The 14317-nt window shown below is 45.8% G+C and carries 23 protein-coding genes; 11 read left to right on the top strand and 12 right to left on the bottom strand.

Going from position 1 to position 14317, the window contains the following annotated elements; genetic code table 11:
• Window positions 1-231: 231 nt before the first annotated feature.
• Window positions 232-399, bottom strand: coding sequence for a hypothetical protein (locus tag ACR9Y8_RS29570; RefSeq protein ID WP_481216907.1), 168 nt, complete (start codon window positions 397-399; stop codon window positions 232-234).
• Window positions 400-754: 355 nt separating this feature from the next.
• Between ACR9Y8_RS29570 and ACR9Y8_RS29565 the strand changes: the two genes are divergently transcribed.
• Together ACR9Y8_RS29565 and ACR9Y8_RS29560 are read left to right on the top strand one after the other, a co-directional pair.
• Entirely contained in the window at window positions 755-892 is a 138-nt protein-coding gene (locus tag ACR9Y8_RS29565) for a winged helix-turn-helix transcriptional regulator (RefSeq protein WP_481217225.1), read from the top strand.
• A 15-nt stretch (window positions 893-907) separates the two neighbouring features.
• Entirely contained in the window at window positions 908-1171 is a 264-nt protein-coding gene (locus tag ACR9Y8_RS29560; RefSeq protein WP_481217224.1) for an Lrp/AsnC ligand binding domain-containing protein, read from the top strand.
• A gap of 107 nt (window positions 1172-1278) precedes the next feature.
• Here ACR9Y8_RS29560 and ACR9Y8_RS29555 read toward each other — a convergent pair whose 3' ends face one another.
• Complete coding sequence (locus ACR9Y8_RS29555; protein WP_481217223.1) at window positions 1279-1422, bottom strand: GlsB/YeaQ/YmgE family stress response membrane protein; 144 nt, start codon at window positions 1420-1422, stop codon at window positions 1279-1281.
• A 299-nt stretch (window positions 1423-1721) separates the two neighbouring features.
• Between ACR9Y8_RS29555 and ACR9Y8_RS29550 the strand changes: the two genes are divergently transcribed.
• Window positions 1722-2006: an OsmC family peroxiredoxin gene (locus ACR9Y8_RS29550; RefSeq protein WP_481216906.1), complete on the top strand. Its 285-nt coding sequence runs from the start codon at window positions 1722-1724 to the stop codon at window positions 2004-2006.
• A gap of 225 nt (window positions 2007-2231) precedes the next feature.
• Here ACR9Y8_RS29550 and ACR9Y8_RS29545 read toward each other — a convergent pair whose 3' ends face one another.
• Window positions 2232-2663: a VOC family protein gene (locus ACR9Y8_RS29545; RefSeq protein ID WP_481216905.1), complete on the bottom strand. Its 432-nt coding sequence runs from the start codon at window positions 2661-2663 to the stop codon at window positions 2232-2234.
• Between the two features lie 300 nt (window positions 2664-2963).
• On the opposite strand from ACR9Y8_RS29545, the gene ACR9Y8_RS29540 reads away from it, so the two are divergent.
• From ACR9Y8_RS29540 to ACR9Y8_RS29530, 3 genes are all read left to right on the top strand, one after another.
• The gene (locus ACR9Y8_RS29540) at window positions 2964-3407 is read left to right on the top strand and encodes a GNAT family N-acetyltransferase (RefSeq protein WP_481217222.1); all 444 of its coding nucleotides are present in this window, start codon (window positions 2964-2966) and stop codon (window positions 3405-3407) included.
• A gap of 209 nt (window positions 3408-3616) precedes the next feature.
• Window positions 3617-4138 carry a hypothetical protein gene (locus tag ACR9Y8_RS29535; RefSeq protein WP_481216904.1) on the top strand — a complete coding sequence of 174 codons (522 nt, stop codon included), beginning with the start codon at window positions 3617-3619 and terminating at the stop codon, window positions 4136-4138.
• A 120-nt stretch (window positions 4139-4258) separates the two neighbouring features.
• A complete protein-coding gene (locus tag ACR9Y8_RS29530) occupies window positions 4259-4885 on the top strand; it encodes a hypothetical protein (protein ID WP_481216903.1) in 627 nt (208 codons plus the stop codon).
• Window positions 4886-5150: 265 nt separating this feature from the next.
• Here ACR9Y8_RS29530 and ACR9Y8_RS29525 read toward each other — a convergent pair whose 3' ends face one another.
• From ACR9Y8_RS29525 to ACR9Y8_RS29490, 8 genes are all read right to left on the bottom strand, one after another.
• Window positions 5151-5513, bottom strand: a complete 363-nt coding sequence (locus tag ACR9Y8_RS29525) for a hypothetical protein (RefSeq protein ID WP_481216902.1) — start codon at window positions 5511-5513, stop codon at window positions 5151-5153.
• On the bottom strand, window positions 5492-5959 hold the full coding sequence (locus ACR9Y8_RS29520; RefSeq protein ID WP_481216901.1) for an acyltransferase family protein: 468 nt from the start codon (window positions 5957-5959) through the stop codon (window positions 5492-5494). The genes ACR9Y8_RS29525 and ACR9Y8_RS29520 overlap by 22 nt, the downstream gene beginning before the upstream one ends.
• Window positions 5960-6068: 109 nt before the next feature.
• A complete protein-coding gene (locus ACR9Y8_RS29515; RefSeq protein WP_481216900.1) occupies window positions 6069-6476 on the bottom strand; it encodes a hypothetical protein in 408 nt (135 codons plus the stop codon).
• 219 nt (window positions 6477-6695) lie between these two features.
• Window positions 6696-7028, bottom strand: coding sequence for a hypothetical protein (locus ACR9Y8_RS29510; RefSeq protein WP_481216899.1), 333 nt, complete (start codon window positions 7026-7028; stop codon window positions 6696-6698).
• A 54-nt stretch (window positions 7029-7082) separates the two neighbouring features.
• The gene (locus ACR9Y8_RS29505) at window positions 7083-7268 is read right to left on the bottom strand and encodes a hypothetical protein (RefSeq protein WP_481216898.1); all 186 of its coding nucleotides are present in this window, start codon (window positions 7266-7268) and stop codon (window positions 7083-7085) included.
• A gap of 17 nt (window positions 7269-7285) precedes the next feature.
• Window positions 7286-7999, bottom strand: a complete 714-nt coding sequence (locus tag ACR9Y8_RS29500) for a CE1 family esterase (RefSeq protein WP_481216897.1) — start codon at window positions 7997-7999, stop codon at window positions 7286-7288.
• Window positions 8000-8105: 106 nt separating this feature from the next.
• Window positions 8106-9329 carry an outer membrane protein assembly factor BamB family protein gene (locus tag ACR9Y8_RS29495; protein WP_481216896.1) on the bottom strand — a complete coding sequence of 408 codons (1224 nt, stop codon included), beginning with the start codon at window positions 9327-9329 and terminating at the stop codon, window positions 8106-8108.
• Between the two features lie 91 nt (window positions 9330-9420).
• The gene (locus tag ACR9Y8_RS29490) at window positions 9421-9657 is read right to left on the bottom strand and encodes a hypothetical protein (RefSeq protein WP_481216895.1); all 237 of its coding nucleotides are present in this window, start codon (window positions 9655-9657) and stop codon (window positions 9421-9423) included.
• A 193-nt stretch (window positions 9658-9850) separates the two neighbouring features.
• Between ACR9Y8_RS29490 and ACR9Y8_RS29485 the strand changes: the two genes are divergently transcribed.
• The 5 genes from ACR9Y8_RS29485 to ACR9Y8_RS29465 all read left to right on the top strand — a co-directional run bounded on the left by ACR9Y8_RS29485 (window position 9851) and on the right by ACR9Y8_RS29465 (window position 13439).
• The gene (locus tag ACR9Y8_RS29485) at window positions 9851-10858 is read left to right on the top strand and encodes a sensor histidine kinase (protein WP_481216894.1); all 1008 of its coding nucleotides are present in this window, start codon (window positions 9851-9853) and stop codon (window positions 10856-10858) included.
• Window positions 10855-11427 carry a LytR/AlgR family response regulator transcription factor gene (locus tag ACR9Y8_RS29480; protein WP_481216893.1) on the top strand — a complete coding sequence of 191 codons (573 nt, stop codon included), beginning with the start codon at window positions 10855-10857 and terminating at the stop codon, window positions 11425-11427. Before ACR9Y8_RS29485 ends, ACR9Y8_RS29480 begins: the two co-directional genes overlap by 4 nt.
• Complete coding sequence (locus ACR9Y8_RS29475; protein ID WP_481216892.1) at window positions 11342-11620, top strand: LytR/AlgR family response regulator transcription factor; 279 nt, start codon at window positions 11342-11344, stop codon at window positions 11618-11620. The genes ACR9Y8_RS29480 and ACR9Y8_RS29475 overlap by 86 nt, the downstream gene beginning before the upstream one ends.
• A 143-nt stretch (window positions 11621-11763) precedes the next feature.
• Complete coding sequence (locus ACR9Y8_RS29470; RefSeq protein WP_481216891.1) at window positions 11764-12636, top strand: AraC family transcriptional regulator; 873 nt, start codon at window positions 11764-11766, stop codon at window positions 12634-12636.
• A 65-nt stretch (window positions 12637-12701) separates the two neighbouring features.
• On the top strand, window positions 12702-13439 hold the full coding sequence (locus ACR9Y8_RS29465; protein WP_481216890.1) for an SDR family oxidoreductase: 738 nt from the start codon (window positions 12702-12704) through the stop codon (window positions 13437-13439).
• Between the two features lie 428 nt (window positions 13440-13867).
• Here the strand turns inward: ACR9Y8_RS29465 and ACR9Y8_RS29460 are convergent, their stop codons facing one another.
• Window positions 13868-14260 carry a winged helix-turn-helix transcriptional regulator gene (locus tag ACR9Y8_RS29460; protein ID WP_481216889.1) on the bottom strand — a complete coding sequence of 131 codons (393 nt, stop codon included), beginning with the start codon at window positions 14258-14260 and terminating at the stop codon, window positions 13868-13870.
• Between the last annotated feature and the right edge of the window lie 57 nt (window positions 14261-14317).

The following is a 14317-nucleotide window of genomic DNA, read 5'->3' as shown; positions in this document are numbered from 1 at the left end:
GTTCGAAACGGCAGGAATCGGATGTGATCTGTGAGATGACGAAACTTCACCAGTATGGCGCGGCCGTTGAGTGTTTCCTGTGAGTAGAACTCACCCCGGCCATTTTTGAACTCCCCTACCGTTGGCGTGGTCATTACTCCATTTCTCATGTTGGCGAAATTAAGGCTCCACTGATGCGCCTGAGGGTTGTAAAGCCGCAGGCTGATTCCTTTAAAATGACCAGCTGGGCCATCAGCCGTAAGTCTCCACCAGGTTGGCCATTCCGTTAAAGACCTTCCTGACTACTGTTGTGCCCTCAATATTCCACCCAGGTTTGAGTACCGCTACAGAGGTACGCACCATCCTTTTCAGCTTCGTTTTCCAGGTACCAATCTCGAAATCGAAAATCGTGCTGTCCATCCCGTAGCCCGGAGCTATCAAGTGCGGCTGATTTCATTACCGGCGGCTTCGGCAGCGCTATTCCTTCGTACCCAATTAAAAGAACATTCAAGCTGAACAACAAAAAGAACAGGTACTGTCCTTTATATAAACGGTTCACTCCTTTCGTCATGATCTATTTTATAGTTTTGTGTAAGGCTTGGAAGACAACAGAAAGTTGCTCGCTTTTTACATGAAAACAAGCTTTAAATTGAAAAAAGAACAACTCATTAACTTTACAATCAGAAGGTATTTTATGCTGAAATCTTTAAATAATAAACCCATCGACGATCTGAATCTGTCTAACACGACGCGAGTTATGTAACAATGCCAGAACATACGACGGCTGAAAATCGGGCGCCGTATTGGGCTGACAGCGCCAGCAGTGGCTGAGCGGGTCGATAAACTGGAAGAAGCCGGTTATATTAAGAAAGGATTTCACGCCATACTGGATTTTGAAACAACAGAGGACTGAACATCCCAAGCTTTTATCGCCTTTAAATGTCGCCATAAACACCATGATATCAATAAACTGATATCATCTATTCATGAGATTACGGAATGGTATACTGTTACAGGAAATGCAAGTATGTTGTTAAAGGTTATTACACGCTCCCGTGATCAGCTGGCGAAGGTAATTGACCGTCTTGAAGAGTATGGGGAGACGAATACTTCACTCATATTGGAAGCGCAAGCGGGAGATGAATATTTTGAAGAATTATCATTGATGTCAGTTACTTCCCGGGGGTTGTAAAGGATGTATGTGCCGGATGACGGCCAATAAAGCGAACATGTTTAGGACGAACAGCGCCGCCGCACCACCTCCGCAGCACCCGGCTGTTAAATGACAAAGAGCCATTTTCATCGTTTCACCAGCCGTATAAGCCAGATGAGTATGATCGCTCCCACCAGGGCTACAATCAGTGAGCCCAGCAGACCGCTGCCTATATGAATTCCAAGTTGGCCGAAAAGCCAGCCACCAAGCCAGCCCCCTATTACGCCCACAATAATATCCACAATTATTCCAAACCCTTCGCCACGACATCCAGTTTTCCGGCCAGCCAGCCAGCTATGCCGCCGATAATAATAGTCCAAATCATACAGTGATGCTTATATTTAAAATTCAATTTACTATATAATGTTGTTATTACATAAATAAATCATATGATTACCGGTCAATTGCTGTCAGTTTCAACCAGAAAGATTGCTAGATCTATTCGACAAACTTCCTTCGGATTTAACTTAGGTGAAAAAAACGGGAACACATTTCAGCTGAATTTTGAATCAGCAAAATCATTAAGAAAATGAAAAGATCATCAAAAGCTCGCTGGAATGGCGACCTGAATACAGGCCATGGCGAATTAACTACAGATAGCCTTGTATTCAACAAAACCCAATACTCTTCTAACACCCGCTTTGCTGATGGTATTGGTACAAATCCCGAAGAGTTGCTGGCGGCTGCGCATGCAGGTTGTTTCACGATGGCATTAGCCTATGCCCTATCACAACTAGGGCTGAAAAGCAGGAGATATGGAAACTACTGCGGCTGTTGCAGTGGACCTGTCAAAAGGCGGGATTACCGGTATTGAATTAACTTTAACCGCCTCGTCGATCGATGGTTTGTCAGCAGCAGCATTCCTGGAGCATGCTACTGCAGCCAAAAACAAAACTGTCCGGTGTCTAAAGCCTTAGGTGCCGTTGAGATCAGCCTGAAGGTGAATTACCAGGACTTACTTCAGCAGGTCGGCTAGTACCCGGTTCTTAAGGTCAGGAGGCCGTCCCAAGGTTGTTTGGGAGGCCTTTCTGGCGCGTGTTTATTGCTGGCTATCAGCTGGCCAATGGAACCAAATTGCGTAACCATCAGGATCTTTCAGCGTTATAGCCCTCCAGCCGTATCCTGTTATAAAAGGCGCTTTTACGGTGATACCTTTACCGGAAAGGTACCTGTACATGGCATCTGTATCTGAGCACCCAAAGAAAAATGCAGTATCCTGATGTAGTTTGGTACGAGTAATATCAGGTTGCGGTGGCCGATGTTCCTTTTCATAAGCAGTGTTCAACATCAGGTAAACATCATCAAGCCGTAATAACACCCAGTCTACATCATCGCCGTCTCCGGAGCTTTGTGAGACCTGGAATCCGAGTATATCTCTGTAAAATTGCAATGATATGGGCATATCAAACACTTCTATGTATGGGCACATGCCTTTGATGGCAGGCCGGGAAGGGGCGATTGGGTGATCCATAACTGTATTGTTTAAAATTTAAAGTATACGATTTAAAGGGGTCGGGCCTGGCGGCATTGTAGATCAAATTTACTGGAATAAACTCAGTGGTAGGTTACAAAAAAGTAAATGCGCTAATATGTATTATATTTGGGCTATTAGTTAAACCCAGTAATGGCTAATAAGAATTATAACCGGATTAATGTAGATAATGCCTGAAGCTTTAAATGACATCACTACTCCAAGTTTGATCCTGCGATTACTCGGACCAGCAGTTTCCAATGCCTGCCTTAACAATAACCTGGTAACAGCTCAAAGTTTATTACATGCTGTTATTCCCGGGAATTCCTGGACGAACTTAGCAGCCTGGAAAATGACAGCCGCCAGCTGCAGGAAGATCCAGCATATAAGTCATGGGCAACCAGGGCTATCATACTAAAAGCCGAAATGAAAATGATTGGTTTAATACGGTTCCACAGTAGGCCGGATCCTCATGCAGAGAAGCCGTATATGAAAGGAGCAGTAGAACTTGGATATCACATCTTTTCTAGCTATAGAAGAAAAGGATATGCACGTGAAGCAATTTCTGGTATGATTAACTGGGCAATGGAAGAGTTTTGTGCATCCCGTTTCATTGCTTCAATTTCACCGGAAAATTTAGCTTCTTTAACGCTTGTCAGGTCTTTTGGGTTTATTAAAATAGATGAGGTGATGGATGAGGTAGATGGCATGGAGCATGTTTACATGCTGGAACGAATAAAATAGCAAGTAAGATTAGACATTACGATGGAGAGGCGGGTACTGTAATTATTAACAAAAGATTTTTCCTTTTATACAAAGAGAAGATAGTTGATATACCCCGATTGGAAAATAAAGACGCTCTATTTTACATTTTTTCTCTAAATTCATGATATAATCGGAACTATTGATAGTGAATAAACCTATTTAGATAACCATTATTGACTTCATCCTGTATGCATTCCCCGAACTATGTCCTCTTCACCACTGCAGATGCAGCTAATATGCATGGAAACACCCTTCAGCACTTTGAAAGAGACTTGCTCATTAATCTGCTCTTTGAAGACAAACTGCTGTTGCCTGATGCTTACCTTGCCATTTCAAAGCACCTGATTGAACATATAAGAAACAAACCTAGTGGCGGGTCTCTTTTTGAAATGGCTGCCAGAAATGGGCTGGTAGTACCTGCTTATCGAAATGCAGCCACACGGAACCTTGAAGAAGGGTTAAAAGTGTTGGAAGATGCCTACGGTAGTTCAGATAACCTGCATATTTTACAGCTTGAAGATAAATTGACGCTTAAAAGACTATGCACATGTATTGATGACGGCAGCCAGGTTTTACACTGGCCTCCACCAAATAAACTTTCCCTTGGGGAGTCATATAAGAAAATGCTACACGATAAATTGCGCAATGAAAGTAACCTGAAAGCGGCAATGGAGTTTACAGATTATAAAGGCGATCATGCGTACCTCTGAGAACAGACAGAACGCTGGAGAACAACACTACTGGATAGAGCCGAAGAGGCGACAGTAGCAAGGGGACAGCAGGGTATCCAACGTATCGAGATTTTCAGATCGCTGGCAGCGGATCTTAATGTGAAGGATATCTACGAGATTGGTAATGACGCTCGAAAACGTCGTGCTCAGGCATTTATGAGATGGGTCAATCACTGTCACCAGCTTAATATATCCAGGGCATTTGGAGTATCAACATACCTGGTTGATTATGATTTCGACGAGGATTTTGTAGCGGGCGGCTCATTTGTTCAAGGGCCAGACATTGTTTGTGAAGATATGGAACCGCTGAGGATCGGCATCCTCTTGCCAAAGTGGGATCTTCTGACAAAGCATATAGAAGACGATCCTGAACACTTTGTTAGGCTGCGAAAGGGAATTGGTCGTGAATATTTTCAAGGGCTGGAGTGTTGGAGAAAAACCCCTACCTACAAAAACAGAGAAATGGTTGCAGAACTTCTTCAGGAGTATGCCAGACAATTATGCGCTTATTACTTAAAGCGTTCTGAACCGAGCAAGGTCACAACGATTTTGGCAAACAGTTTGGAATCGCTTAGCATGTTTTCCGCCAACACAAGCTTCAAATCATTGGGAAAAATGGCTGCGAAAATAATAACTATAAGCTATAAGATTAACTGGGCGCTTAATCCTAATATCGAGCAGTCAAATATCTGCCTCTATCATCCACAGAACAATACTGTAGCATAGAGATACAGACAGTGGCGCCTGTTACAAGTGACTTTGATAGCCGCCAATTTTTACCCAAGCTTCCTCCTCATCCACTTCCTCACCGGCTCGTCAAACCACTTCAAACTCACATACGCCAAAACAATCCCCCCTATCAATATCAACAACGCATACGGCCAGGCTTCCACAATTGTCACTCCCTTATTATTGCTGATCCATGCTACATAAAAATATACCAGTGGATAATGCACCAGGTAAAGCGGATAAGATATATCCCCTGAAGAATCTACATATCCTGCTTTTCAGTCCGAGTCTGTATCACCCCACTGGCACCCAGGTAAACAATAAGCGGAAAAATAATGATGATACACACTGATTCATAGATCCCATTCATCCAAACATGCTCAGCGCCGCCTATGCGCGGCATATATAAAACAAGCGCAAGCAACAGGCTGCACCATAAAAAGGCATGCTTAATGCGCGTGGGTTTAGCTATCCGTGACAGCAGCAGACCAGCAAAAAAGGGATACATCACCCGGGTCATACCCACGCGTAAATGTTCCGCATTTAATGTCCAACCGCCGCTAACATCCCCGGCTGGACTGGTAATGGCCAAATGAGCGAGCGCTATAGCCGCGATGAACACCAAAATGCCAACGCTGTTTTTGAGAACTTCCTGATGCCGATGGCATATAGGATATTGGCAATGTATTCAAAAAACAATGACCACGCTACGCTATTGAGCGGGTGCATTTCTTCCCAACCCCGTATATCCATTGATAAGGGAACAGGCAGAATAGTATAACCGATAAGCATCACCAGCAGCATTTTCCACAATGGAATAGTATGGATGAGCGGCCAGATAGTTGAATCTGTAAAATAGAACCCGATTGCTCCGAGGGTCATTCCTAACACTACCATCGGTTGAAGCCGTTCGATCCGGCGCTTAAAGAAAGTGCCGATGGTCATTTTATGCCAGCGATCGTCATAAGCATAGCCGATCACAAAGCCGGACAACAGAAAGAAAAAGTCAACGGCCAGGTAGCCGTGGTTGACCAGGATATCCAGGTGCCCGGTACCTAAAGGCTCAGTCAAGTGAAAAGTTACGACGATAATGGCTGCAACCCCGCGTAATCCATCCAATATAGGATAATGCGGTTTCGTGGAAAGACTATTATTATTCATTGGTTTTTAATACTCTCTATCAACCTGTGAAGTCAACAAAATTAAGGATCAGTAAGGGCACCCAGATAAGCAACAGAATTATTATTGGCACTAAAGCTTTCCTCTTCTTATAGACAATGGTCCCTTTTAAAAGTATGTTCCAAACAGGATATGCGAGTAAAATAGCCGCCAAAACCACTGGCAGAAAAAACGTCCAAATTGATAGACCATAGTAACCCATCAATGTCATGTGCCCAACTTCAAAAAGTAAAAGTGCTATAACGAGCCAGATAATGTTTAATAGCTTCCCCGCGCTTATTAAGTTAATTGTCATCAAAATAATCCCACCTATAGGTGTTAAAAAAAGCGAGTAAATTAATACCAGGAACCTGGAATAAAGAGTGGGCATTGCTTCGTCGAGATCGTCAAGATCGTCAAGGTAATCCATAATAAATCACACAAATAAGAATAATTAAATCAATATCGCATTATAGGTTCCAAATATATATAAACGAAATGACTATATCTTAGAAACTTCATTTGGGGTTTAGTTTGGTGAGTTTTTATACAAAACAGAAAAGCCGCTCAAATCTCACGATCTGGGCGGCTTAATTTTCTTTCCGTGATCCCGCTGGTACTCCAACAGTATCTTGAATCCATTCTGCGGCTACTGCCTTTCCCGCAACCGGTTTTTGGCCTTTGCCCTGTTCTCTTTCTTTTGTTCTACGTAGGTTGCGTATTGCGCTTCCGTAAGCACGGTCTTCAAGGCTTTATCGCGCTCGTTGTCCACAGCTTTGAGCTTTTTCAGCTTGGATAGCCGGCTGCCACCGCCATCTTTCAACGCCGCCACTTGCGTAGCAAACTGCTCGTTGGCGGCCAATACCTTGGGATATTGTTCGTCGGTAAGCGACAGCGCTGTTTTCATTTTATCCGTCATTTTTAGCGCCAGGTCGCTTTTCTCTTGTGAGCGCCCGCTGAAAGCGGCAAGCAGGAAAATCATTGTCAAAATAATTTTACAGGTAAATAAATGTTTCCTTTTCATGGTGAGTATGATTTACGGTAATGCATGTTGATGGAAAAAATCCCAGATGAGATCTGTAGCGTTGAAGGCCGTGGAGGGCTCATCGGCGCCTGGCCTGGGCTTATGCCCGCCGGGCCATGAGTGGCCACCGTCTTTGGTAAGGTAGCCTATCACTATTGACCCTTCACGGCAGCCTGTCCACCGGATGGCCGTATACATGTTATTGTCTGTAATTGTTACCGGCGGATGAGCACAGCCGCCAATATTGCCCCATACCTGCAGGGCAGAATCCACGGGGGAAAGTAATATCCTCCCAGACCTATACCGCCCGGATAGGGTACCAGCGTATCCAGGGCTGAATGTATATGTAGCAACGGAACCGGCCGGGAAGGATTGCAGGGCGCCTTTGTGATAAGCGTTCCGCTGACCGACGCTATAGCCGCTACCTTTCCAGCCAGCTCGCAGCCAAGGCGGTAGGTGAGCATAGCGCCGTTGGACATGCCGGCTACATATATCCTTCTGGGGTTTACCCGGTAATGAGCCACCAGGTCATCTATCAGGGCGCTAATGAAGCCCACATCATTGATATTCATTTCCTGCGCATAGCCGCAGCAGTTACCCGCATTCCAGGTTCTGATGCCCAGGGGACCCTTGCTCCGAACACCATCGGGATAGACTACAATAAACCCCGCCTGAGCGGCTTTCGCTGTCCAGCCATAATCTCTTTTGCATTGTTCCGCGCTACCGCCCGTTCCATGCAGGGCGATCACCAGATCAAAGCCGGCGCTGTCGTAATAATGAGGCGGCAGGTCAACGATAAACATTCGCTCCTGCCCGTCTATCGTTAGTTTTCCCCGGACGCTGAAAGGGTGTTCTTCGCCGTCTTTTTCACAGCTCAGGAAAGAGAAGAACATCAATGTGAGCAAAAGTTGAAGTACTAAGCTTTTCATATATACTTATTGATTTTCTTTTTTGACTTTTTTGCGTTGCCTGCGTTGGAACCGTGCCGGTGAAACAACCAAAGAGGCGGATGAACGGGCCTGTTCTGTTAATGGATCATTCGGGCCTGTAAGCAAAGAGTATCCCGTTAAAGGTGGGCACATATACATTGCCTTCGGGGCCGATAGTTGTGCCTACGGTAAACAAGGTCCTGCCGGGCAGATGTTCCCGGTCCAGCTCCCTGCCAGTCAGCACATCCACTACCAGCAGGTCATTAGTGAACCGTTCGCCACCAGCTGCTACGGTGGGATACGCCAGTTTGCCCGCCACCTGAGTGGCTACACCGCGATTCTTCAAACCAGCGTTACGCCAGACCAGCTCAGCATGGTCGCCGGCATCCCGGATGCACATCAGGGCAGCAGCACCACCGCCTGCTGGCATGATATATCCCTCTGGTGAAGTAGACTGGCTGCCACCAGGTTCATAGCCGATGTTGTATTCCCATATCTGAGCGCCGGTCTCCGCCTGTATAGCATAAAGACTTCCTGCATTGGCGTTTACATATACCCGTGAGCCGTCGGCGGAGATGTCGGGACTGGAGGCGCTGCCACCCGGCAGGGTGCTGAGCTCCCAGCATTTTTTTACAGCAGGGCCATTGTCCTCCGTATACTGCATCGCCCATAGGCCAGCCTGCGGCGTGCCGGGTTTCCAGTAGGTAAAGAAAAAACGGCCACTCTGCTGATCAAAAGCGAGGGTGTTGGCACAGGGACAGGCCTCAGTTCCACGCATGCATGCCTGCGGATCAAAGGAGGAATCGGCCAGGGGCTCTCCGGCCAGGTTATATTTATCGATCACCGCTTTGCCAGTATGCCTGTCCAATACGTACAGCAAACCGATATGGGTGATAAAGATCAGCTTCCCGGTTTGTGTGAACTGCGCCGACAGCGGGAAGCCCTTGATCGGAGTTTCCCACAGCAAGCTGCCGGCGTCGTTGAAGGCATGCATGGCCTGGTCATCGGCCAGGTAGATGTTTCCATCCTCATCTAGCAATGCAGAAGAAGCAACAGCATATTGGTTCACCGCATCCGTGCACCAGCGGATTGCTCCGGTTTTGGCGTCCAACGCATACAGATGGCAGCCTTCAGCGCTGGTGGTGACATACACCTTCCCGTCTTTGCTGGTGGTAGGGCCCAGGTTAATAGTGCCTTTGAATTGCCGTTGCCAGGCAAGGGTCAGATTGCCGGCTCCCTGCACCGCTGAGTAGTCGGAGTTACGGCTATCGGCATGTACAGCCGGCCAACCGGGACCATAGACAGGCCCGCCATCCCGGGGTCTTCGCATTCCGCCAGCAACAGTAATGATCCCAAAATGCATGGGATAAATAGTAAAGATCTGTTCGTTTGCATATAACATTTATATCTGCGGACTAAGACTAACGGATAACAATTCTTGATTGTACAATCAACCTGGGCGGCCTTACTACAACGGGCGATACTACTACAACAGGCGGGCGTGCAATAATGACCCGCGCCGCTGGAACGGCTACCCTTACACGGGCCGGAGGAACTGCTACGATCATCCCTGGAGCAGGCCGTTTTACTACTACCCACTGCGCCTTTGCAACAAAAGATCCTGATACCAGGATCAGGGAGATAAATGCTCTTTTCATGATCATTGATTTTCCTTTAAGACGTTCGGGGATGAGAGAAAGCACTCGTTCTCAGGGATGAAACAGGCATTTTCGCTGATGAACCGCCCGGTCATCGAGTGGGAGAAAACGAGCAATGGGCGGTTCATGAGCCGGATTGTCCGTTTCATATGCCTATAGTGTTTCAAACCGGCCTTTTCTATAGTTTTGTGCCATGAAGAGGTTTTATCCGCTTACAGGCGCTATCATTTCAGTGTTCATTGCCCTGCTGGGACAGGTGCTGCGGGCACGCCGCGAAGAAATGCTATCTTCATTGCTTGTCTTACTAAGCTCCTTTATCAATGCTTTCCTAAGCTGGCTATGGATCCAATATATTATTCAACGGGACAGGCCGGCCGGATACGGATGGAAGGCGCTGATAGCAGTAGCGGGGTGCATTGTTGTTTCCATCGCGCTCTTTTACCTGTTACGCGATGTTGCCGAAGTGCGGAACCGTATGGAGACCTTGCAACGGAGTATGAAAGCCGTTCATTTCCTGCTGGTGGTAAGAGGGCTTATATTAGGCGGGTTCTTATATTTCATCGCCTTTCTGTTGCGGATGTCTGCTCTGAGTCAGCAGTCCAGGCTTGAAAATGCGCGGCTGAAGCAGGAAAACCTGCAGGCCCGCCTGAGCCTTTTGCAGGAGCAGATCAGCCCCCATTTCCTCTTCAATTCCCTGGGCACCTTACGGACCATGGTGCAGGAGCCTCCAGCCAGGGAATTTATCCAGCGGCTGTCTGAAGTATACCGTTACCTGCTTGGCAGCCGTATGGCCGACATGGTTGAACTGAAGGCAGAGCTGGATTTTACCCAGGCCTACCTGCATATTCTGCAGGAGCGGTTTGAAGACGCGTTGATCGCAGATATACAGATACCAACTGCGTATTATAACAAAAAGATTCCCCCATCAACTTTGCAGCTGCTCATCGAAAATGCCGTGAAACACAATGTGGCCACCACCGAAACACCGCTCAGGATAGGTATATACGTAGAAGGTATAGACAGGCTGGTGGTCAGCAACTCATTGCAGCGGAAGACTGTGGCGAACGAAAGCGCGGGGACCGGCACTGGGCTGAGCAATATCCGTGAGCGTTACAGGATACTGACCGGGTGCGACATCAGCATAAAAGAAACAGCAGACGAATTCTCAGTAAGCGTATTTTTATCAGACAGCAGATCATGAATATCCTGATCATTGAAGACGAGGCCAAAACGGCCAGAGAGCTGAAGGAAATGGTACAAGGCCTGGGCAGCGGGTTACAGGTAATGGATATCTTGCCTACGGTGAAAACAGCAGTTGAGTGGTTTCGAAGCCATCCACCGCCGGACCTTGTTCTGTCCGACATACAGTTAGCCGACGGACTTTGTTTCGAGATCTTCCGGACGGTAAAGGTGATATGCCCGGTCATTTTCTGCACCGCATTTGACCACTACGCCATTCAGGCCTTTGAGGCTAACGGTATAGACTATCTGCTGAAGCCAGTACACGAAGCCCGGCTGGCCGGCAGCCTGCGTAAATATGAACAGCTGAAGCAGGTATTGGGCGAGAAAAGCACAGCACTTAATGAGCGCCTGGAGGGTCTGCTGGCGCAGTTGCAACCGCGCTATAAAAACAGCTTGCTGGTATTCAGGAACGACAAAATTATCCCCGTCAAGGCAACGGATATTGCCTTTATTTTATTCCGCAGGTGGTACGGTAACCGTATATACCCACGACCACCACTCCTATCTGCTGAAAGAAGTGCTGGATGAGCTGGAACCGCAACTCGATCCCCACCGCTTTTTCAGGGCCAACCGGCAGTTTATCATCAACCGCGATGCCCTGGTGATGGCTGAACACTTCTTTAATAGAAGGCTTGTGCTGAAGCTAAATGTGGAAACGCCCGAACGCATTATTGTAAGTAAGGCCAGGACGCCGGAATTGCTGACCTGGATGGAGCGTTGAGGGAGACCAGTTCATGGAACATAAGAAGATGAGTAATGCTCTTCGAGAATAAAAGCCCCAACCTTTTTATACTCGATTTACGTAAATTAGCTGAAAAGTAAACGAATTATAATACTTAAACAGCCGTATTTCCGGTGTATAATATGCAGGAACAAAAAGGGAAAAATGAGGACTTGCAGCATGGCGGGTTAGGAATAAAGATTCGCTCAAACGACAATCCTTATCTTCCAGCTGATATTCAAAAAGAGCAGCTGCAACCGCGCAGACTATCTTCTTATTTTATTGTATTAATTGAAAGCGGTTCAATCACCTACAATATAGACTCACAAGACTTTACGCTTACTGATGGGCACTTGCTTTTTGCAATGCCCAATCAATTTCTTACACCACCTGGCAAACCAGACAATCTTAAATATTTCAAGCTGTTGTTTGATGAAAATACTTTGGCATTATTGCCACAACAGTATCCCTTTTTGGTCAACCCCTTAAATGCACAAACCATAGTTCTCGACAATGCTGTAAAAGAAAGAGTAATAAAAGTTTTCGGAATTCTAAATCAGATGCTTTACTTAGATAAAGATGAGACCGACACGGAAATAATACTAGCTTATTTGAACACATTGTTATCGGAACTAAATAGTGCTTACTTCAAAAACAGAGAACCCGCCAATATCTTAAACACTAACCTTTCAAAGTTTATCGAATTCAAATTAGTCGTGGAAACGCATCTTACAGAGCAACCCTCTATCAACGCAATTGCTGAAAAATTAGCTTTAACTACAAACAGCCTGTATCGGATTGTAAAAGAATATGCCGGCACATCGCCAAAAGATTATTTTATTAGCCGTTTGATAGCGGAAGCCCAGAGAAAATTGCGCTATTCTAATATTTCCGTCAAAGAATTGGCCTATGAATTAGGTTTTAATGACCCTGATTATTTCTCCAGGCTCTTCAAAAAAAGTACAGGAAAAAGTGCAAGTGAATTTTTGCCCAGGCAAGATTTGTCGGGGAAATAATATGAATTGTCCATTCCCGCCATTTTCCAGCTCCCTACTTTTGCTTCATAAAATTCATACAAGAAATGAAATTTGCATTAGTAACAGGAGCTAACAAAAGCATTGGTTTTGAAGTTGCACAGCAACTGGCCCAAAAAGGAATTTATGTTTACTTGGGCAGTCGTAATATAGAAAATGGTGTTGAAGCCCTTGATAAATTAAAAGCGAAAGGATTAAATAACGTAGAAGCTATTCAGCTGGATATTACTGATGACGAATCAGTAATTAAAGCTCGTAAAGATATAGGTAAAAAAACAAAAGTCCTCGACATACCTATTAATAATGCGGGCATTTATGGAGGTTACCCGCAAACGGCCCTTGACGCAACTATTGACCAGTTTAAAGCGGCGTATGATGTAAATGTTTACGGCGTGGTGCGGGTTACACAGGCATTTATTGACTTATTGAAAAAGTCGTCAGCACCCCGTATTGTAAATGTAAGTTCAAGTCAGGGTTCAATTACGCTACACAGCGATCCAAACTATAAATACTACGACTACAAAGGTGCGGTATATCTTTCTTCAAAATCAGCTTTGAATATGTATACTGTTGTTTTGGCCTACGAACTTAAGAATACCAACTTCAAAGTAAATGCCGTTTGCCCGGGTTTTACAAAAACAGATTTCAATAGACATCGGGGGACCGGCGCTGTTGAGGATGCAGGAAAACGGGTGGTGAAATATGCGCTGATTGACAATGATGGCCCAACAGGAAAATTTTTCAGCGAGGAAAATAATCCGGAAACAGGAGAAATTCCGTGGTAAAGCCATAGATCTCCTTGTTATTATACTTTTTCTTCAATGCAACGAATGCAGGAACCTGGCAAAACTGAAATGGAGGCTTGCTGCAAGATCCTATTATCTTACGCGAAAGCGTTGCCAGCGCATAGCGCAACACGCACGTGACCAACTGCCGGAGCTGGTTGCCTACCAGGTGATGGAAGAAGAAGTGGCCAAGCTGGAATAACTGTTAAACACGACTGAGGCGATGACACCAGCCAGAAATGTAATACTTGGGTCGCGAAAAACGGTTACTGGAACCATTCCGGAGTTGGTAGTCCAGGCAAGGAAGGTGTTGGTTAACTTAATACTATGGCAGAGCACTTACATAAATGTCGTTTCAAGGAAAAAGAGGTTCACAGGCCTTGTCAGTTTGTTTCATAGCCAGATATACCAAAGCGCTTGGCCCATGCTTACCGTGGCCAAGGCCTTTGCCTGATGGAATCTTTGGTGGCATTTATATTGTTTACATAGGCCTTACCCCAATTCTCAAGCGCATCGATGACAGTCTCAAGTGATTTTCCCAGTGCAGTTAATTGATATTCAACCCTGGGCGGTACCTGCGGATATACGATACGCTGTAATATTCCATCATCTTCCATTTCACGCAGCTGACTGGTAAGCGTTTTCTCTGAAATATCTTTTAGTTGATTGACAATGGTACTGTATCGTATGGGCTGCTGATGGCGGATGATATCATATATCCTGGTTTTCCATTTTCCATCGATCGAAGTCAAAGCTAGCTCCACCGCGCAGGTGTCCGGATCTGCCGCCCAAGCCAATCTTGATATCCTGTTATATGCCATTTGTCTTTGTTTTCTGCTAGTACAAACATAGGCTAAAGTGGCTGCAATTTAAAACTG

Source organism: Chitinophaga sp. SVR4-12A (assembly GCF_056754765.1).
The sequence above is the reverse complement of the archived record's forward strand: the minus strand, read 5'-3'. Positions and strand labels throughout refer to the sequence as shown.